This window comes from Cohnella fermenti (assembly GCF_004801405.1).
GTDB classification, from domain to species: domain Bacteria; phylum Bacillota; class Bacilli; order Paenibacillales; family Paenibacillaceae; genus Cohnella; species Cohnella fermenti.
The window spans coordinates 57,450-77,242 of record NZ_SSOB01000043.1 but is presented as its reverse complement, the minus strand read 5'-3'; the positions used below and the strand labels follow the sequence as shown (position 1 = coordinate 77,242).

Sequence of the window (19,793 nt, the reverse complement as noted above, 5' to 3'; positions counted from 1 at the left end):
GTCTGCTCCATTTGCGCTCACTCCTCTGTCCGTCATAACTTCTTTCTACTTTGTCGGCTGTTGAAAGGTCAATTGTTACAGCTGAGCTAAATATTCCGTTAGGGGGTACCTAAGTAGTAACGAAAAACCGCATACAATTGCCACCCAACTACCTCGCACAGCCACTTCTATGCGAAAAACCGCATACAATCGCCGTATAACCCTTTGCGCAATCGCCTGAGATCCCACGCACACCGCAAACGCAAAATACGGCGCTCGACTAACCGAGCACCGTACCCGGGGCAAGCCTCGCCCCCCGCGCGAAGTCCGCGGCCGGCAACGCCTTCTTGCCCGCCGGCTGCACCTCAGTCAACACGATACTTCCGTCTCCGGTCCGTACGCGAATGCCGAACGCCCCCGTCTCGAGCACGGAGCCCGGCGCAGCATCCCGCCACGATGCGGACAGCTTGAGATCCGCTTCCTCCGGCACGCGGCAGCCCCACACCTTGAACACTTCTCCGCCCAGCGTCGTGAAGCCTCCGGCCATCGGATACAAGCCGCGAATCCGGTTAAACAGCGCACGCGAAGGCTGCTCCCAACGGAGCCGCTCGTCGTCGCGGGTCAGGTTGGGCGCGAACGTCGCACGCGCCTCGTCCTGCCGCTCGCGCGGAGCCGTTCCCGCTTCGAGGCCGGGAAGCCACTCGAGCAGCAGCTTCGCTCCGGCGAGGCTCAGCTTCTCGAACATCGTGCCGGACGTGTCCGCGTCGTCAATCGCGACCTCGACGCGGTCGATCATGTCCCCCGTGTCCAGACCGGCGGCCATGAACATGAGGGTGACGCCCGTCACGCTCTCTCCGTTGATGATCGAACGCTGGATCGGAGCTCCGCCCCGGTAGCGGGGCAGCAGCGAACCGTGTACGTTCACGCAGCCCAATCTCGGCGTCTCGAGCACGGCCTTAGGCAGAATCTGGCCGTACGCGGCCGTTACGATCAGGTCGGGACGAAGCGCAGCGACCGCTTCCGCCGCCTCCGGAGCCCTCATCCGCTCGGGCTGAAGCACCGGAATTCCCCGCTCCTGCGCAACGGCCTTCACCGGCGGAGGCGTGAGCTCCCGCTTCCGTCCCTTCGGCCGATCCGGCTGCGTCACGACGCCGACGACGTCATAGCCGTTGTCGAGCAGCGCGATAAGCGAAGGCACGGCGAAGGCCGGCGTTCCCATGAATACGATTCTCATCTTATTCCTCGCTTTGCTCGGGAACTGCCTTGCGCTCGTACACCGACTCCGCCAGGTCGATGAACAGCACGCCGTTCAGATGGTCGACCTCGTGCTGGAACGCCCGGGCGAGCAGCTCCGAGCCGCTATATTCGACGGGATTGCCGTGGCGATCCTGCCCCCGAATCGTCACGCGCAGCGCGCGGCGAACGTCGCCTTGGAGCCCCGGAATGCTGAGGCAGCCTTCCGGTCCTAATTGCTCGCCTTCCTTCGAGACGATCTCCGGATTGACAAGCTCGATCAGCCCGTGCTCTTCGTCCGCGTCGACAACGATGACCCGCTTCGAGATTCCGACCTGCGGCGCGGCGAGTCCGACGCCGTCCGCGTCGTACATCGTCTCCGCCATATCGTCGAGCAGCTTGTGCAGGTTGGAGTTGAATTTCGTTACGGTATTGGCCGGCTCGCGCAGAACATCGTCCGGATGCTTCACAATAAGACGAATGGACATGCAATCATCATTCCTTTATTAAGATATACGTTAAGTAGCGAACTATAGCATCATCTGAGGATCGACGTCTACGCCAACGGTCGCTCCCGAGCGCTTGATCGTCTCGGCCAGCTCCCGCAATGCGTCCGCCGTCCAGCCGACCGCGTCGACTTCTCCCCGATATTTTACCATACATTGATACCGGTAGCGATCCTTCAGCCTCGGAATCGGCGACGGAACCGGCCCGAGCACCTCCAGCGACGCTCCCGTGCCGCTGGCCACCGTCTGCCGCACGCCTTCGGAAGCCGCCCGCGCGCGAAGCTTCGAGGCGATCGACTCGCCGAGCGTATGAAGCAGCGGAACCTGCTCATGCGAGAGAGTGATCGTGATCAGCCTGCCGAACGGGGGGTACCCGAGCACCCGGCGATGCCGCAATTCCTGCTCGGTGAAGGCGGCATAGTCGTGGCCCTGCACGGCGGCGATGCACGGATGCTCCGGCTCGTAAGTCTGGATGATGACTTCCCCCGGAAGCTCGTGGCGGCCGGCCCGGCCCGCAACCTGCGTCAGCAACTGGAACGTTCTCTCCGGAGAGCGGAAGTCCGGCAGCTTCAGCGCCGAATCCGCAGCGAGCACTCCGACAAGCGTCACTAGCGGAAAATCAAGCCCTTTGGCCACCATCTGGGTGCCTAGCAGCACGTCCGCCTTCCGGTCGCGGAACTGGGAGAGCCACTTCTCGTGCGATCCCTTCTCCGTTGTCGTATCGACATCCATGCGGATGACCCGGATGCCGGGGAACGTGTTCGCCAGCGCTTCTTCCACCTTCTGCGTTCCCGTTCCGAAGAAGCGGATATGCGGGCTCTGGCAAGAAGGGCACGCCTCCGGCTCGCGCTCGGCGTAGCCGCAGTAATGACAGCGCAGGTTGTTCGATCCGCGGTGGTACGTAAGCGCGATGTCGCAATGCGGACAGGATGCCGTATAGCCGCACGAGCGGCACATCACGAAGGTGGAATACCCTCTGCGGTTGAGCAGCAGAACAATCTGCTCCTGCCGCCCGAGCCGATCTTCGATCCCTTGGGACAGGGCTCTGCTGAACATCGCCCGGTTGCCCAGCCGCAGTTCCTCGCGCATGTCGACAAGGCTCACCTTCGGCAGCGGCCGCGCCGCCACCCGCTCCGGCAGCGGCACATAGACCGGCGTCCAGGAGCGGCCGGCGGCGGCATCCCGGTCGCCCGGCAGGACGGCGGCCGAATACGTCTCGAGCGACGGCGTCGCCGAGCCGAGGACGACGGCGGCCCCGTGCAGGCGCGCCCGCTCCGCCGCGACGTCCCGCGCGTGGTACTTCGGGCTCTCCTCCTGCTTGTAGGTCGTCTCGTGCTCCTCGTCGATCACGATCAGCCCGATTCGCGCGAACGGGGCGAAGATCGCCGAGCGGGCTCCGACGACGACCTGTGCGCGGCCTTCCCGGATTTTGCGCCATTCGTCGTATCGCTCCCCGTTCGAGAGGCGGCTGTGCATGACGGCGACCCGTTCGCCGAAGCGGCCCTTGAACCGCTCGACCATCTGCGGCGTAAGCGCGATCTCCGGCACGAGCACGATCGCTTCCTTCCCGAGCGTAAGACTCGTCTGGATCGCCTGCAGGTAGATCTCCGTCTTGCCGCTTCCCGTCACGCCGTGCAGCAGGAACACCTCGCTGCGCTCCTCGCGGATGGCGGCCGCGATCGGCTCGTAGGCGCTTCGCTGCGCGGGGGTCAGCTCCATCGGCTTCGTCGGCGCGAACGAACGGCCCGCATAGGGATCGCGGTCCTCCTCGACGGGGCGGATGTCCACCCAGCCCTTGTCCCCGAGCGCCTTGACCGTGCCGATCGTTGTCTTGACCGCCTCGGCGAGCTGCTGCTGCGGGATCGGCTCGGGGCGGGCGATCAGGAATTCGAGCGCTTCGCGCTGCTTCGGCGCCCGCTTCCCGAGTTCCGCAATGGCGGCGCGCATCGCCTCCTCCGATCGCGGAAACACCGTGAGCACGGTGCGGACGGACAGCCGATCCTCGACCTTCTGCGACTCGGTCAGCTCGCCGCTTCGCAGCATCCGTTTGATCGTGTCCGCCTCCTGGGGATAGTGCTCCAGCAGATAGCTCAGCTTCACCGGCGCCCCTCGTTCCAGAAGCGCCCGGAAGCCGGCGTCGACCAGCAGCAGCTCGGAAGGCCACGTCCGGCCGTGAGGCAGAGAGATGTACTTCTCCGCCTTGCCCTTAAGCGCGGACGGAAGCATGGCTTGAAGCGCGACCGTCAGCGGGCATACCCATCGCCTGCTCATCCACTCGCCCAACTCGACCAATTCCGCCGACAAGGGAGGCAAGGCATCGAGCACGTCGATCAGCTCCTTCAGCCTCCGCCCTCCCGCAGGTCCCGCTTCCGGTTCGTCGGGCAGCCCGACGACGATGCCCTGCAGCGTCCGGTTGCCGAACGGGACGGCAACCCGGCTGCCGACCTCCGTCCAGCCGCGCAGACGCTCCGGGATCGAATAATCGAACGGCCGATCGGTGTCCCGGCTCGGCACGTCGACGATGACGCGGGCTACGCTCATAGCGGAGCCGCTCCTTCGTCCCGCTCCCGAGCCCGAACCCCGTCTTGATCCTGGTTCCGATCCCCGTCCGCGCTCCAACCCGCCCGCTGCGCGATCAACTGCCACAGCCGTTCCGCGACAAGGCGCTTCGATTGCTGCTCCAGAGAGAGGACAAGCCCTTCCTTCCCATAGACCTGCACGATGTTCGTGTCGGAGCCGAACCCCGCCCCTTGCGCCGACACATCGTTCGCGACGATCAGGTCGCAGCGCTTGCGCGCAAGCTTATCCAGCGCGTGGCGTTCGACATCCGTCGTCTCGGCCGCGAAGCCGACGACGAACGGCGCCCGCCGCGTCCCGAGCTTGTCGCTTGCCCGGCGCCAATCGCCGATCGCCTGCAGAATGTCCGGGGTGCGGACAAGCGTAAGCGTCATCGTCTCCGCGCCCTTCTTCATCTTATGCTCGTGCCGCTCCGCCGGACGATAGTCGGCCACCGCAGCCGCCTTGACGACGGCGTCGGCCTCCGGCAGACGCTCCATCACCGCGGCGAGCATCTCTTCCGCGGACGGCGCCTTGACGACGGTCACGCCGGACGGAGGCGGACCGTCGGTTCTCGCGCAGACGAGCGTCACGTCGGCCCCGAGCTCCCTCGCGGCTTCGGCGAGGGCGAACCCCATCTTCCCCGAGGAATCGTTCGTGATGTAGCGAACGGGATCGAGCCGCTCGATCGTCCCTCCGGCCGTGACGAGCACCTTCCGCCCGGCAAGAGGCTGCGGCCCCGCAGGCCCGCCGAGACGCTCCGGTCCGGTCAGCAAGCCGATGACGACCTGCACGATCTCGTCCGGCTCCGCCAGCCTCCCCTTGCCCACGTATCCGCAGGCCAGTTGGCCCGTCCCCGCTTCGACGAAGCGCACGCCGCGCGCGGCGAGCGTCTCCACATTCGCGACGACGGCGGGATGCTGGAGCATATGCACGTTCATCGCGGGAGCGACCAGCACCGGCGCGGTCGTCGCGAGCAGCGTCGTGCTCAGCATATCGTCCGCGATGCCGTGCGCCAGCTTGGCGATGATGTTCGCGGTCGCCGGCGCGACGACGACCAGGTCCGCCGCATCCGCCAGGTCGATATGCTGAACGACAGAGGCATCGTGCTCGTCGAACACGTCGGTCGCCACCGGATGGCGCGACAGCGTCTGCAGCGTCAGCGGCGCGATAAACTTCGTCGCCCCTTCGGTCATGACGACGCGCACGCTTGCCCCGAACGAGACGAGGCGGCTGCAGAGCGTTGCCGCCTTGTACGCCGCGATCCCGCCCGTGATGCCGAGCACGATCGTCTTGCCTTCCAGAATGTTGCCCATCCGTATTCCCCCCTCAACTGTTGCGCAGAGATGCACAGAGAAAAAAAACAACCGCGCGGGTTGTTCTCCTCTCGAACCTTATAGTTCTCTCGTGTGTTCGTTATGGAAGCTTGCGGGCGCTTCCCCGGCGTTCCTCGCGCCTAGCGCCTACTCCGTCTTGATAGCTTCGACGCTGACGTAGTCCTTGTAGATCTCCTCAAGCGCGACGCCGACAACCTTATGCGCTTTGGGATTCGGAAGCTGCGACAGCCGGCCTTCGCGAAGGCCTCTCGCCCGCTTGGAAGCCGCGACGACGAGCGTATACTTGCTGTCTACCTTGCGCACCAGTTCATCAATCGATGGATATAACATCTCTCATCTCTCCGATCCGTTATTGGCTGCCGTCAAGCTCTTCAGCTCATCGAACAGCTTATGCTGAATTCTCTCGCGCTTGCAATGCTCCGCCGTGATGATCGCCTGAATCCGGCTGCACGCCAGATCGATCTCGTCGTTGAACACCGCGTAGTCGTACTTGCTTAGCAGGTTCATCTCTTCGACGGCGACGGACAGGCGATGATCGATCTTGTCCTGCGTCTCCGTGCCTCGTCCGACGATGCGCGATTCGAGCTCGCCAAGCGACGGGGGCAGCAGGAAGACGAACACGCCCTCGGGGAACTTCTCCTTGACCTTGAGCGCCCCTTGGACTTCGATCTCTAGAATAATATCTTTGCCTTCGGACAGCGTCTTCTCGACGAACTCGCGAGGCGTCCCGTAATAATTGCCCACGTATTCCGCATGCTCAAGCAGGGCGTCGCGGGCGATCATGTCGAGGAATTGCTCCCTCGTCTTGAAGAAGTAGTTCACTCCGTCCGCTTCGCCGCTGCGAGGCGAGCGCGTGGTGGCGGATACGGAATAGACAAGCTCCGGCAGCTTGCGGCGGAGCGCCGCGCAGACCGTTCCCTTGCCGACTCCGGAAGGACCCGATAAGACAAACAATAACCCTCTGTTCATGGACTTCCCCGATTCATTCGTCATGTTCGTCGTCCTTGGTGGACAGACGGTGCGCGACCGTCTCCGGTTGGACGGCTGACAGGATTACGTGATCGCTGTCGGTGATAATTACGGCGCGAGTACGACGACCATAGGTAGCATCGATCAGCATGTGCCGGTCGCGGGCCTCTTGAATGATTCTCTTAATCGGCGCCGATTCCGGGCTTACGATGGATATGATGCGATTCGCTGACACGATGTTGCCGAAACCGATGTTGATCAGTTTGATCGCCATGCAACTTTTCCCTCCGGTCATTCCTCGCATGCATCCTCGGGGTTGCCGGACTAGGCAACAGTGTTGCCAAACGCCGCCCCTTGCATACTGCGGGAGTTGGATACAAATAGAGCAAACGGCCGATACGCAAGAGGCGCATGAGTCCGAGTTGCAAGCCATATTGATTCATTCTACTTGAAAAACGCGGGTCGGACAAGAGGTTGCGCACCGATAGATAGAAAGAGACGGGCCGGAGCGGCCCGCCTTCTTGCACGTAAGCATCCACTGATTGGGCGAGGCGGATCAGACAAGCCCCTTGAACACGATCTCGGCCGGTCCCGTCATGTAGACGTGGCCGTCAGCTTCGTTCCACTCGATGAACAGGTCGCCGCCCGCCAGCGAGATCGTCGCCGTGCGGTCGGTCAGCCCGTTCAGCACGGACGACACAAGCGTCGCGCACGCACCGGTTCCGCAGGCGAGCGTCGGGCCCGCGCCGCGCTCCCAGACGCGCATGTCCACCTGGCCGCGCGAATTCACCTTGGCGAATTCCACGTTGATCTTGCGCGGGAACAGCGGATGCGTCTCCAGCTTCGGCCCCCACTTCGCCAGGTCGAAGCCCACCGCATCGTCAACGTAGATGACCGCATGCGGATTGCCCATCGACACGGCCGTGAACGCGAATTCGCGGCCGTCGATCTCGACCTTGTGGCCGATGACCGGATTGGCGTCGACCGTCGTCGGCACGTCCAGCCCGTTTAAGATCGGCGCCCCCATGTCCACGCGCACAAGATTCGCCTTGCCGCCCTCGACCGTGAGCTGCAGCGGCTGCACGCCCGCGCCGATCGTCTCGATCGTGAGGTTCGTCTTGGCCGTCAGGCCATTGTCGTAGACGTACTTGGCCACGCAGCGGATCGCATTGCCGCATTGCTCCGCCTCCGAGCCGTCGGAATTGATGATTCTCATCTTGAAGTCCGCCTGCTCGGAAGGAAGGATGTAGACCAGCCCGTCCGCCCCGATGCCGAAGAAGCGATTGCACAGCTTCAGCGCCAGCTCCGACGCGTTCCCCGGCAGCTCCGTCTCCCCATCCACAATGATAAAGTCGTTGCCGAGACCGTTCATTTTCGTAAATTGCATCGATAAATCCTCCTCAAGCTCATCGCCCCTGGCGAGTTCCGCGTTATGCCTTCATGTCCACTATCTTATCGCAATCTCCGGCGATTGCGCATACAGCAAAACGGAACTTATTTGCACTTTTGCACAGTTGGGACGGAACTTGGATAGGATCTGCCGCCGCAGGAAACCTTACGACCAACTTCCAACATTCGCACGCTATAAGGAAAGGATGGGATACCGCATGGCCAAGGATGGAGCGGATCGGCCGCAGGACGAATCGAGGCGCAGGTTCCTCAAGTATACGGGCACGGCCGTGGGAGGCCTTGTCGTCGGCGGCGTGGTCGGGGGGCTTATCGGCTCGCAGGCGAAGAACGCGAAGGAAGAACCCGCCCCTTCTCCGTCGGGCAGCGCGCCGGCCGCTTCCAACGAACGGGACTACAACCAGGCGCTCATGTTCTTCAACCAGGAGCAGTTCCAGACGGCGGAGGCGGCGGCCGAACGGATCTTCCCCACGGACGACCTCGGTCCCGGAGCGAAGGATCTCGGAGCCGCGTTCTTCATCGATCACCAGATGGCCGGCATGTACGGCACGAACGCCCGGGACTACATGACGCCGCCGTTCCAGACGGCCGAAGCGTATCAGGGCTACCAGCTCGCCTTCAAGCGGCAGGAGCTCATGGCGCTCGGGCTTGACGCGCTTGACGAATACAGCCAGGACAAGCACCAGAGCGCCTTCGTGAAGCTGTCCGAGGACCTTCAGGATGAAGTGCTCTCCGCGTTCGAGGCGAACGAGGTCGAGCTGAAGGGAATTCCCGCGGCCACCTTCTTCACCATGCTGCGCAATCTGACGATTGAAGGCGTGTACGCCGATCCGCTGTACGGGGGCAACAAGAACATGACAGGGTGGAAAATGAAAAGTTATCCCGGCAACCAAATGAGCTACTACGACGCAATCGAGAAGGACGGCCTCGTCAAATACGAGCCGCAGAGCCTTCACGATCATCTGACCTCGTAACGGGAGGAATATGCGCATGGCTACGAATATGCCCAAGGCAACCGTCGCAATCGTCGGCATGGGGTGGGTCGGCGGCGTCATCGCCGCCGAATTGACCAAGGCGGGACATGACGTCGTCGGCTTCGAGCGCGGCAAGTCCCGCTCCACGGCGGACTATTACCACGTTCACGACGAGCTCCGCTACGCCAATCGCTACGAGCTGATGCAGGACTTGTCCAAGGAGACCGTCACCTATCGCAACAACGAGAAGATTACGGCGCTGCCGATGCGCACGTACGGCTCCTTCCTGCTCGGCAACGGCCTCGGCGGAGCCGGGGTTCACTGGAACGGGCAATACTTCCGCTTCCTGCCGTACGACTTCCAGATCAAGTCGAAGACCGTCGAGCGTTACGGAGCGGGCAAGATTCCCGAGGGGATGACGATTCAGGACTGGGGAATCACCTACGACGAGCTTGAGCCTTACTTCGTCAAGTTCGAGCAGATGGCCGGCATCTCCGGCGACCCGACGACGGTCGATCACGTCGGCAAGATGTCGCAGCCGTTCCCCATCGGGCCGATGAAGCAATCGCCCGCAGTCAAGCTGTTCCGCGACGCCGCGGCCAAGGCGGGCTTCCAAGCGTACACGATGCCCTCGGCCAACCTGGCGGACAATTACACGAACCCGGACGGCATCGAGCGCGCCGCCTGCCAGTATTGCGGGTACTGCGAACGCTTCGGCTGCGAATACGGGGCCAAGGCCGACCCGTGCGTAACCGTCCTCCCCGTCGCCCTGAATACGGGCAAGCTGGAGATCCGCACGTTCTCCAACGTGACGAAGATCGTCCACGACGGGAAGAAGGCGTCCGGCGTCCAGTACATTCACGTGCCGACCGGAGAGGAATACTTCCAGCCGGCGGACGTCGTCATTCTCGCCAGCTACGTGTTCAGCAATACGCGCCTGCTGCTGCTGTCGGACCTTGGCAAGAAGTACGACCCTGACAGCGGAACCGGCGTCATCGGCAAAAACTATTGCTACCAAGTGCTCGGAGCCGGAACGACGGCTTACTTCGACGACAAGGAATTCAGCACGTTTATGGGCGCAGGCGCGCTTGGCGCGACCGTGGACGAATTCAACGGCGACAACTTCGACCACTCGGAGCTCGGCTTCCTTCACGGAGCGAGCATCAGCCTCACGCAGACGGGCCTTCGGCCGATCGCCAACAACCCGACGCCTTCCGGAACGCCGTCCTGGGGCAAGGACTTCAAGGCGACGTCGATCAAGTACGCCAACCGCTCGCTCAGCGTAGGCGCGCAAGGGTCGAGTTTGCCGTTCCGCCATCACTATCTGGATCTCGATCCGACCTACAAGGACGCCCACGGCCTTCCGCTCATCCGGATGACGTTCGACTTCGAGGACCAGGACAAGAACCTTGTGAAGCACCTCGCCGCACAGACGAAAAAGATCGCAGACCAGATGGGAGCGACAAAGACGGAGACCCGGGACGCCATGACCACCTACAACATCACGCCGTACCAGTCCACCCACAATACCGGCGGCGTGCTGATGGGAGACGATCCTGCGACTTCCGCCGTCAACAATTACTTGCAGATGTGGGACGCGGACAACGTGTTCGTCTGCGGAGCGTCGGCGTTCGCGCACAACAGCGGCTACAACCCGACCGCGACCGTCGGCGCGCTCGCTTACCGAACCGCGGAAGGCGTCGGGAAGTATCTGGCCAAGGGAGGTTCCCTCGTGTGAGCGCCAAGGAGCTTGCCATCGACCCGAAGCTGATCGCCCACCTGACCGAGCTGCGCAAGCGGCTCATCTTCGTCGGAGCCTGGTTCCTCGGCGCCTTCTTCGTCGGGCTCTACGCCGCTCCCGGGACGCTTGCCTACATCAAGAATCACAGCGGCGGCATTCGGATCGAGTGGAGCGTGTTCTCGCTGTCCGACGGCCTTATGGTGTACATGAAGTGCGCCACGCTGATCGGCATCGCCCTGACGCTGCCGTTCGCCTGCTACCACCTGTGGGCGTTCGCCCGGCCGGGCTTGACGAAGGCGGAGGCGAAGGCCGCGCTGCTGTATGTTCCCGCCTCGTTCGCGCTGTTCGTCTCCGGCGTCTCGTTCGGTTACGCGGTCGGCTTGCCGATGATGATCCGGTTCATGATGAGGATCAACCGGGCCATCGGAGCGCAGGAGCTCTACGGCATCCGGCACTATGTCTCGTTCGCCCTGAGCTTCCTTCTGCCGATGGGCGCCGCCTTCGAGATGCCGCTGCTGCTGCTGTTCCTGACCCGGATCGGCCTCTTGACCCCAAGCTCGGTGAAGACGAGCCGCAAGTACGCTTATGTTGGCCTTGCCGTCGTCGGAGCCTGCATCTCTCCGCCCGACTTCATGTCGCACCTGTCGGTCACGGTGCCGCTCCTGCTGCTGTTCGAGATCGGGGCGTTCCTCTCCGTCCGCTCCTATCGCAGGCGCGAGAAGCTGGCCGTTCGTCCCGCTTGATCCTGACAAAGGAGGTGATCGGATGTTCAACAATATCGGCGTCTCGGGGCTGGTCATTATTTTCGCGATTGCGCTTATCGTGTTCGGCCCGGCGAAGCTCCCGCAGCTCGGCCGCGCCTTCGGCGACACGCTGCGCGAATTCCGCAATTCGACGAGAACGATTGTCGACGACCGGCAGGACGAGGAGACGCGCTAGATTGGGGCGCACCAGGCCGCGGGCGAACCGGACCGCAGATGCGCCGCAACGCGAAGAAGCCTTCCCGAGGCGGGGAGGCTTCTTCGCGTGCTTGCTGGGATCAGCGGACGACCGGGCGGGCGGAGGAAGCGCCGTACGAGACCCGGTTCGAGCGGCGGCGGCGGCGCGACGAGCCCCAGACGCTGCCGATCCCCATCGCGAACGTCGGAATGCCGGCGGCGACGAACACGAGCGCCCAGTCGCGGAGCGAGAGCGGAACGGTCTTGAAGATCGGCTGCAGCGGCTCCACGTACAGCACGGCGAGCAGCAGAAGCAGCGAGGACAGCACCGCCAGCACCAAGAACTTATTCTCGAAGAACCGCCGGTGGAAAATCGACCTGGAGCTGCGGCAGTCGAAGACGTGGATGAGTTGAGCGAGCACGAGAGTGGCGAAGGCGACGGTCTGGGCATGGACAAGGGTCGCCCCGTCTCCGGTCATGCCGCCGAGCGCAACCGCGAACGCGGCCAGCGTGCAGAGCCCGATCAGAATGCCGCGGCTGATGATCTTCCATCCGAGCCGGCGCGAGAAGATGCTCTCCTTCGCGGAACGGGGGGGATGACGCATCAGGTCGCTCTCGGCCTGATCGACGCCGAGCGCCATGGCCGGCAGCCCGTCGGTCACGAGGTTCACCCACAGAATCTGGATCGGAATAAGCGGCAGCGGCATCGCCAGCATCATCGCGATGAACATCGTCAGAATCTCCCCGACGTTCGAAGCGAGCAGATAACGGATGAACTTGCGGATGTTCTCGTAGATGCCGCGGCCTTCCTCGACGGCGCTGACGATCGAAGCGAAGTTGTCGTCGGCGAGCACGAATGCGGAGGCTTCCTTCGTGACGTCCGTGCCCGTGATGCCCATGGCGATGCCGATGTCTGCCGCCTTCACGGCCGGAGCGTCGTTGACGCCGTCCCCGGTCATCGCCACGACGTGTCCCTTGCGCTGCAGCGCCTGCACGATCCTCAGCTTATGCTCCGGGGATACCCGCGCGTAGACGAACACGTCGTCCGCGACCTTGTCGAGCTGCGCGTCGTCCATGACGGACAGCTCCGCGCCGCTGATCGCCCGGCCGTCCTTCGGCAGAATGCCGAGCTGCCGCGCGATCGCCTCCGCCGTCGTGCGGTGGTCGCCCGTGATCATAACCGTCTTGATGCCGGCCTGGCGCGTCTTGACGACGGCGTCGAACACCTCGCGGCGCGGCGGATCGATCATGCCCGCCAGCCCGACGAACACAAGCCCCTTCTCGGCTTGCTCATCCGACTCGCACGGCTCGACGGACTTCAGGTCGCGGTAAGCGAAGCCGAGCACGCGAAGGGCGTCTCCCGCCATCTCTTCGTTCGCCTGCAGCACCTTGCCGCGCAGCGTGCCGGTGAACGGGACGACATTGCCGTCCCACAGAATGTACGAGCAGCGCTCGATCAGGAGGTCGGGCGCGCCCTTCGTGCACAGGAGCCGCCCTCCCTGATGCGAGACGACGACCGACATGCGCTTGCGCTCCGCGTCGAACGGGAATTCCGCGACCCGCGAATAAAGCGAATCGATCGAGCGGCGAGAGACGCCCGACTTCGCCGCGAGCACAAGCAGCGCCCCTTCGGTCGGGTCGCCCTTCACGTCCCACCGGGAAGGAAGAACCTGCTCCTCTTCCTTCGCCGGCTTGCGGCGGCGCGGCTCGTCGGACGCTTGCTGCTCCTGCAGCTCGGCGTTGTTGCAGAGCGCCGCCACCTGCGTCAGCCGCTTGAGGGCGGAGTCTCCCTTGCCGTCCACCGGGCGGCCCTGCTCGAGAAATTGCCCGCTCGGCTCGTAGCCTTCGCCGCTCACCTCTACGGTGCGGCCGCCCATCCACAGCCTCGTGACGGTCATCTTGTTCTGCGTCAGCGTCCCCGTCTTGTCCGAGCAGATGACGGACGCGCAGCCGAGCGTCTCGACGGAAGGCAGCTTGCGCACGATGGCCCGGCGCTTGATCATCCGCTGGACGCCGAGGGCGAGAGCGATCGTGACGATGGCGGGAAGCCCTTCGGGAATGGCCGCCACCGCCAGACTCACCCCCGCGAGGAACATGCCGTAGAGCGGCTGACCGTGCAGAATCCCGGCGAGCACGACGACGACCGTGAGGGCGAGCGCCAATCCGATGAGAATTTTGCCCAATTGCTCCAGCCTCTTCTGAAGAGGGGTCTCCGCCTCCTCCGTCTGCTGGATCAGATCGGCGATCTTGCCCATCTCCGTCTCCATGCCCGTCATCGTGACGACGCCCTTCGCGGTCCCCCGCGTCACCATCGTCCCGAGGTAGCCGCAGTTCTTGCGATCGCCCAGCGGCAGCTCCGCCGCCGAGAGCGCGCCCGCAACCTTCGCCACGGGCACGGATTCGCCGGTCAGCGCCGCTTCCTCGATCGTGCAATGGTTGCACTCGATCAGCCGCAGGTCCGCCGGAACCCGGTCCCCGCTCTCGAGCGCGACCAGATCGCCCGGCACGAGATGGCTTGCCGGCACGATCTCCAGCGAGCCGCCGCGGATCACCTTCGCGCTTGGCGCCGACAGCGCCTTGAGCGCCTTCAGGGAGCGCTCCGCCCGATACTCCTGATAGAACCCGAGCACCCCGTTCAGCACGATGATCGCGATGATCGTAAGCGCATCGAGCATCTCGCCGAGCAGGCCGGAGATGATGGTCGCCCCCGCCAGCACAAGCACCATAAAGTCCTTGAACTGGTTCAGCAGCAGCTTCAGAGGCGATTCTCCTTGCTTCTCCGCCAGTTCGTTAAGCCCGCAGCTCTGCAGCCGCGCGGCCGCGTCCTCGGGCGACAGCCCCTTCCTTGCGTCCGTGCCAAGCTTCTGCGCCAATTCATTCTCGTTAAGCTGGTGCCAAGCCTTCGCTTCCACGACGGTCATCCCCTCCCGCGAATCCGCTGCCCAGGATGCCTGGACAGCCGTTCATCCCTATGTCTATTCAGACAAGCAGGGAAATATCACGCGAAGCGCCGCACTTTCCCTTTGGCGCCAACTGTGGCAATATAGGAGAACGGATTCGACGAATTGGACGGACTCCATCCGTCAAGAACCGATTACGACTTACGACCGGGAGTAGTGCCATATGTCGCTGGACGGCTTCGTTACCCGCGCCTTGACCCACGAGCTGCAAGCTCTGGCCGGCGCGCGCATTCATAAGATTTATCAGCCCACCGAGAATGAGATCATGCTTCATCTGAGAGGCCAAGGCTTCGGCAAGCGGCTGCTGCTGTCGGCCCATCCGTCGATGCCCCGCATCCACTTCACGGAACAGACGTGGGAGAATCCGCAGGAGCCGCCCATGTTCTGCATGCTGCTGCGCAAGCACTGCGAAGGCGGCATTATCGAGCAGATTCGCCAGGACGGCCTCGAGCGCGTGGTCGAGCTGGACATCCGCCACCGCGACGAGCTCGGCGACCTGTCGATCAAGCGGCTGACGCTGGAGATTATGGGCCGCCACAGCAACCTCATCCTGCACGATCCGAATACCGGAACGATCCACGACGGCATCCGCCACGTCACGCCGGCGATCAGCAGCCACCGGGTCGTTCTGCCGGGCGTGACGTATGTGGCGCCCCCCGCCCAAGGCAAGAGCGACCCGCTTGCGGCGACCGAGGCGGAATTCGCGGCGGCGATTGCCGGCGCGAATTCGGGGGATTCAGAGGCGCTTGCTCCCCGCGCGTTGGAGCAAGCGCTTGTCGCCTCGTTCACCGGCATCAGTCCGCTGCTCGCGAAGGAGCTGGCGTATCGTGCAGGCGGCTCTTCGGCTCTTCTCTGGGGGATTTTCCACGGGGTGATGGCCGACTTCCGCGAGCAGCGCTACGAGCCTGCGATCGTCGAGACGCCGGACGGCAAGACGAGCTTCTCCGTCATCCGTCTGACGCATCTGCAAGGCAAAGAGACGGCGTTCGGCTCGATTCACGAATGCTTGGACGCCTACTATGGAGACAAGGCCGAGCGGGATCTCGTCCGGCAGCGGACAACCGACCTCGCCCGGATGCTTCACAACGAGACGGTCAAGAACGAGAAGAAGCTCGAGAAGCTTGCGGAGACGCTGCTCGAGGCCGATGAGGCGGACAAGTACCGCAAGTACGGAGAGCTGCTGACCGCGCATCTGCACCTGATCCGGCGCGGGGACAAGAGCGTGGAGGTTACCGACTACTACGAGGACGACCAGCCGCAGCTTGCCATTCCGCTCGATCCTCTGCTGGCGCCCAACGAGAACCTGCAGCGCTACTTCCGCAAGTATGGCAAGCTGAAGAACAGCCGCCAGATCGTCGGCGAGCAGATCGAAGCGACGCGCGAGGAGATCCGCTACCTCGAGTCGGTGCTCCAGGGGCTGCAGACCGCGACGCCTTCCGATATCGAGGAGATCCGCGAGGAGCTGATGGAGCAAGGGTACCTGCGCTTCCGCAGCTCGCGCAAGGGCGCCAAGAAGAAGCGCAACGACCGGCCGTTCCTGCTCTGCTACACGTCGAGCGAAGGCGTGCCGATCTACGTCGGCAAGAACAACACGCAGAACGACTACGTGACGAACCGGCTCGGCCAGTCGAACGACACCTGGCTGCACACGAAGGACATTCCGGGTTCGCACGTGCTCATCCGCGGCACCGGCTACGGGGACGAGACGCTGCGCGAGGCGGCGATGCTCGCCGCTTACTTCAGCAAGGCGAAGGAGTCGAGCGGCGTGCCCGTCGACTACACGAAGATCCGCCTCGTTCGCAAGCCGAACGGAGCGAAGCCCGGCTTCGTCATCTACGAGGGGCAGAAGACGCTGTACGTCACTCCGGACGAAGAAGCGGTGCGGGCGCTCCCTTCCGTCGTGAAGCAGCCGTAGACGCCAAGCGCCAAACGGGCAAGCGGCCGAACGCGAAACGAAAAACCGGGAAAGCGCAACGGGATACGAGACACGGGGAACGAGACGCGAGACATGGGGAATGTTAGCAGCAGATCTCGACCATGATGTACCCTCCACGCGCCTATCGCCGCTTCGGTTGGGTCTTATTCTAGGAACATGGTGACTCATCTGCGCCCACCATGCCCGCTCGGACGCCCGCACTTGAGTAATAGCGACTCATCGTGGTGCCTCCACGCGCCTATCGCAATTTTATATGATTTTTCACATTCATCGGCTTGGATTGGAGGGAATCGAGGCATTTTATGTGGTTTTTCGCATATATACGAGATTTCGAGCCGGGAATTCCTCTATGAATGTGATTTTTCGCATAAAATCGATCAAAGTACCTATTATCGCGCTGCGCCAATGTGAATTTTCACATAAATTGCTGATGTCCGGCGGCTTCGGCGGCATTGACGGCATCAGGCGGACTTCAGCGGGAGTTGGCAGCTTGGAGCGACGATATTGGCGACATTGATAGTTTCGGGTTTCGGATACTTTAACGGCATTAGTAGTTTCGGGCGGCACCACTCACAGCACCAGGCGGCGACATCGAGCGGTTTCGGATACTTTGGCGACATTGGTAGTTTCGAGCAGCGGCACTCATAGCATCGGGCGGCGACATCGAGCGGGTCCTCCGATTTGTTCAAAGCTTCGCCCTGCACTCCCCGCCGCCCCACAAGTGCCGCAAGGCTCTTCAGCGAACAGTACCTCGCCGAAGAGCCTTTTCTCGCCCGCCTTGCTATGCGTCATTGCCCGCCCCCGGCCTTGCGCGGCTCTACCGTCCCTCGCCCCGCGCAACCGCGCGAAGCTGCTCGAGCACGGAGATGTCCACCGTTCGGTTGCCGATCGGGCCGTGATAGACGCCGCCCTTGCGGGCGCCGTGGAAGTCCGAGCCGCCGGTCACGATTTTGCCGCGGGCGTCCGCAAGCTGGCGGTACCGGTCCGACTGCTCCGCCGTATGGTCGGAGTGGTACGCTTCGACGCCGTCCGCGCCGCCGAGTCCGGCGCCGTCGAGCAGAATCTCCGCCAGCTCCTCGCGGCGGTACAGACCCGGGTGGGCAACGATCGCCGCGCCGCCGGCCTCCCGAATCCAACGGTACGCTTCCATCGGCGTGATCCGGGGCGGCGGATCGACGTAAGCGGCGCTTCCCTTGGCCAAGTAGCGGTCGAACGCTTCCTGGACGCTGCCGACAACTCCCAGACGGACGAGCGCATCGGCGATATGGGGGCGGCCGATCGTTTCTTCCGGATTGTCGTCCCTCCCTGCGATCTCCCTCAGCTCCTCCATCGACACCTGGATGCCGAGCTCGGCCAGGCGGGCCAGAATGCCTTCGTTGCGGCTGTCCCGCACCTTCCGCTGATCCGCCAGCCTCGCGAGGAAAATCGGGTCCTCCACATTCATGCAGTACCCGAGCACGTGGATCTCCGTTCCGTCATAGGACGTGCTGATCTCCACTCCGGGCACGACGACGATGCCGAGCCGCTCGCCTTCGCGAATCGCCTCTTCCACGCCGGCTACCGTATCGTGGTCGGTGATCGCCACGCCCGCGAGTCCGGCTTCCATGGCCATCCGAACATTGTCCGCCGGGCGGTGAAGGCCGTCCGACGCGGTTGTGTGCGTATGAAGATCAATCTGTCTCATCCGATAATCCCCTTATATAGTCAAGTAGAACGACAGCGTTCATCGGCAGGTCCGATGCTTTGGAGCGCACGGCGTAGAATTGACGGCGGAAGAACACGTCCCGAACCCGAATCGGCTTCAGCAGGCCCAGCGCCGCTTCGTTCTTGATCGACCATACCGACAGAACCGACAGGCCCAGCCCGGCTTCGACCGCCGACTTCACGGCTCCGTTGCTGCCGAAGTCGCTGACGATGCGCAGCTTCTCCTCCTGCACCCCGTGACGCTCCAACTCCTCCACCACAACCTGCCTCGTTCCCGAGCCCCTCTCCCGCAGCACGAGAGGCTCCGCGATCGCTTCCTCCAGAGATACCTCTTCGCGCGCCGCGAACGGGTGCCCGCTCGGAACGACAAGCATCAGCTCGTCGTTCATGACGGGCTCGGTAATAACCGCGTCGTCGTCGGTCGAAGCTTCCACGAGGCCGAACGCCATCCCTTGGTTGGCGATGGATTCGACAATCTCCGACGTATTCATCACCTGCATGCTGACGGACACCTCGGGATAGCGAAGCAAGAACGGTCCGAGCAAGCGGGGCAGCACATATTCCCCGATCGTCAGGCTGGCGGCGAAGTGCAGCCTGCCCTTCAGATTGTCCACGTACTTCGCCATCAACTGGTCCGTCTCGCGCATCAAGTCGAACGCCTTGCGCGCTTGCGGCAGCAGGCAATGTCCCGCTTCGGTCAGCACCAGCTTCTTCGTCGACCGCTGCAGCAGCTTGACGCCGAAGCGTTCCTCGAGCGCCTGGATCTGCATCGTAACGGCCGGCTGGGTCATATGCAGCGTCTGGGCGGCAGCCGAGAAGCTGCCTCGCTCGGCCACGGCATAAAATATGTGCAATTGATGAATATTCAGCGACATTCCGCTACTCACGCCTCTCCGACTATGCCTAGTCTGTACCTGCATTATAGCATAGGTTCCTCTTGTCTCCTTCCTTCTGTTCCCGAATAACCGCTTACATAAACAGAATAGGCACGCCGCTACGGCGTGCCTGTCGGAACCGTTCCTTGATTGCTGCTTTTCGTTCCTTGATTCTTGCTTTTCGTTCCTTGATTTTTGCTGCTGCTGATTGCTCCTGATTATCTTCTCTTGCGATTATTCTTGATCAGGGTCATTCGGCGGGAGTGCCTCAGCCAGGAATAATAGGTTCTGAGGTCCCTCAGCTCCATGGTCTCCGACATGCGGCCCAGGAACGTCACCACGATCATCTTGTGCAGCGGATTGCCGAGCAGATCCACGTCCTTCTCCGACACGGCGAATTCGGCAACGAAGATCAGATCGTCGTCAATCGTGTAGACGTCCTGCTCGTGACGATAATAGGAGACGATTCTGCCTTCCTTCAGACATTCCCACAAATACTGGGCGATGTCCGCATATCCCGTCTTCAAGGATTCCACCCGGTCCGTCCAGCGGGAGCGGGCATGGTTCGTGATGATAATGTCTACGATCTTCTTGTCTCCAAGAGGAATGTGGAAAGGCTCGTACGTGCTCCAACGCTCCGTTTGTTTGTCTTTCACCGGGTCACCGCCTCCCGAAGAT

17 protein-coding genes are annotated in these 19,793 nt (G+C 62.9%); 5 read left to right on the top strand and 12 right to left on the bottom strand.

Annotated features, from left to right (window positions below):
- Nucleotides 1-259: 259 nt before the first annotated feature.
- The 8 genes from fmt to dapF all read right to left on the bottom strand — a co-directional run bounded on the left by fmt (nt 260) and on the right by dapF (nt 7,967).
- Complete coding sequence (fmt, locus tag E6C55_RS26190; protein WP_136372787.1) at nt 260-1,213, bottom strand: methionyl-tRNA formyltransferase; 954 nt, start codon at nt 1,211-1,213, stop codon at nt 260-262.
- A gap of 1 nt (nt 1,214) precedes the next feature.
- Nucleotides 1,215-1,700, bottom strand: a complete 486-nt coding sequence (def, locus tag E6C55_RS26185) for a peptide deformylase (RefSeq protein WP_136372786.1) — start codon at nt 1,698-1,700, stop codon at nt 1,215-1,217.
- Nucleotides 1,701-1,742: 42 nt separating this feature from the next.
- Nucleotides 1,743-4,259, bottom strand: a complete 2,517-nt coding sequence (gene priA, locus E6C55_RS26180) for a primosomal protein N' (protein WP_136372785.1) — start codon at nt 4,257-4,259, stop codon at nt 1,743-1,745.
- A complete protein-coding gene (gene coaBC / locus E6C55_RS26175; RefSeq protein ID WP_136372794.1) occupies nt 4,256-5,581 on the bottom strand; it encodes a bifunctional phosphopantothenoylcysteine decarboxylase/phosphopantothenate--cysteine ligase CoaBC in 1,326 nt (441 codons plus the stop codon). Before coaBC ends, priA begins: the two co-directional genes overlap by 4 nt.
- Nucleotides 5,582-5,737: 156 nt before the next feature.
- A complete protein-coding gene (gene rpoZ / locus E6C55_RS26170) occupies nt 5,738-5,941 on the bottom strand; it encodes a DNA-directed RNA polymerase subunit omega (protein ID WP_136372784.1) in 204 nt (67 codons plus the stop codon).
- Between the two features lie 3 nt (nt 5,942-5,944).
- A complete protein-coding gene (gene gmk, locus E6C55_RS26165) occupies nt 5,945-6,580 on the bottom strand; it encodes a guanylate kinase (protein ID WP_136372793.1) in 636 nt (211 codons plus the stop codon).
- Nucleotides 6,581-6,593: 13 nt separating this feature from the next.
- A complete protein-coding gene (gene remA / locus E6C55_RS26160) occupies nt 6,594-6,854 on the bottom strand; it encodes an extracellular matrix/biofilm regulator RemA (RefSeq protein WP_027084220.1) in 261 nt (86 codons plus the stop codon).
- Nucleotides 6,855-7,136: 282 nt separating this feature from the next.
- Nucleotides 7,137-7,967 (bottom strand): diaminopimelate epimerase, encoded by an 831-nt coding sequence (gene dapF, locus E6C55_RS26155; protein WP_136372783.1) that lies wholly within the window; start codon nt 7,965-7,967, stop codon nt 7,137-7,139.
- A gap of 220 nt (nt 7,968-8,187) precedes the next feature.
- Here dapF and E6C55_RS26150 point away from each other — a divergent pair, with 220 nt between their 5' ends.
- From E6C55_RS26150 to E6C55_RS26135, 4 genes are read left to right on the top strand one after another with little or no spacing between them, the layout of a single operon-like run.
- The gene (locus E6C55_RS26150) at nt 8,188-8,961 is read left to right on the top strand and encodes a gluconate 2-dehydrogenase subunit 3 family protein (protein ID WP_136372782.1); all 774 of its coding nucleotides are present in this window, start codon (nt 8,188-8,190) and stop codon (nt 8,959-8,961) included.
- 16 nt (nt 8,962-8,977) lie between these two features.
- Nucleotides 8,978-10,699 (top strand): GMC family oxidoreductase, encoded by a 1,722-nt coding sequence (locus E6C55_RS26145; protein ID WP_136372781.1) that lies wholly within the window; start codon nt 8,978-8,980, stop codon nt 10,697-10,699.
- Entirely contained in the window at nt 10,696-11,445 is a 750-nt protein-coding gene (gene tatC, locus E6C55_RS26140) for a twin-arginine translocase subunit TatC (protein WP_136372780.1), read from the top strand. Before E6C55_RS26145 ends, tatC begins: the two co-directional genes overlap by 4 nt.
- 22 nt (nt 11,446-11,467) lie before the next feature.
- Nucleotides 11,468-11,641, top strand: coding sequence for a twin-arginine translocase TatA/TatE family subunit (locus E6C55_RS26135; protein ID WP_136372779.1), 174 nt, complete (start codon nt 11,468-11,470; stop codon nt 11,639-11,641).
- Between the two features lie 100 nt (nt 11,642-11,741).
- On the opposite strand, the gene E6C55_RS26130 is transcribed toward E6C55_RS26135, so the two are convergent.
- Entirely contained in the window at nt 11,742-14,552 is a 2,811-nt protein-coding gene (locus tag E6C55_RS26130; protein WP_407923769.1) for a calcium-translocating P-type ATPase, SERCA-type, read from the bottom strand.
- A gap of 211 nt (nt 14,553-14,763) precedes the next feature.
- On the opposite strand from E6C55_RS26130, the gene E6C55_RS26125 reads away from it, so the two are divergent.
- Nucleotides 14,764-16,515 (top strand): Rqc2 family fibronectin-binding protein, encoded by a 1,752-nt coding sequence (locus tag E6C55_RS26125; protein ID WP_136372777.1) that lies wholly within the window; start codon nt 14,764-14,766, stop codon nt 16,513-16,515.
- A gap of 838 nt (nt 16,516-17,353) precedes the next feature.
- Here E6C55_RS26125 and E6C55_RS26120 read toward each other — a convergent pair.
- The 3 genes from E6C55_RS26120 to E6C55_RS26110 form a co-directional block, all read right to left on the bottom strand.
- Nucleotides 17,354-18,220, bottom strand: coding sequence for a PHP domain-containing protein (locus tag E6C55_RS26120; protein WP_136372776.1), 867 nt, complete (start codon nt 18,218-18,220; stop codon nt 17,354-17,356).
- Complete coding sequence (locus E6C55_RS26115; RefSeq protein ID WP_136372775.1) at nt 18,207-19,115, bottom strand: LysR family transcriptional regulator; 909 nt, start codon at nt 19,113-19,115, stop codon at nt 18,207-18,209. The genes E6C55_RS26120 and E6C55_RS26115 overlap by 14 nt, the downstream gene beginning before the upstream one ends.
- A 218-nt stretch (nt 19,116-19,333) precedes the next feature.
- Nucleotides 19,334-19,771: a hypothetical protein gene (locus E6C55_RS26110; RefSeq protein WP_136372774.1), complete on the bottom strand. Its 438-nt coding sequence runs from the start codon at nt 19,769-19,771 to the stop codon at nt 19,334-19,336.
- Between the last annotated feature and the right edge of the window lie 22 nt (nt 19,772-19,793).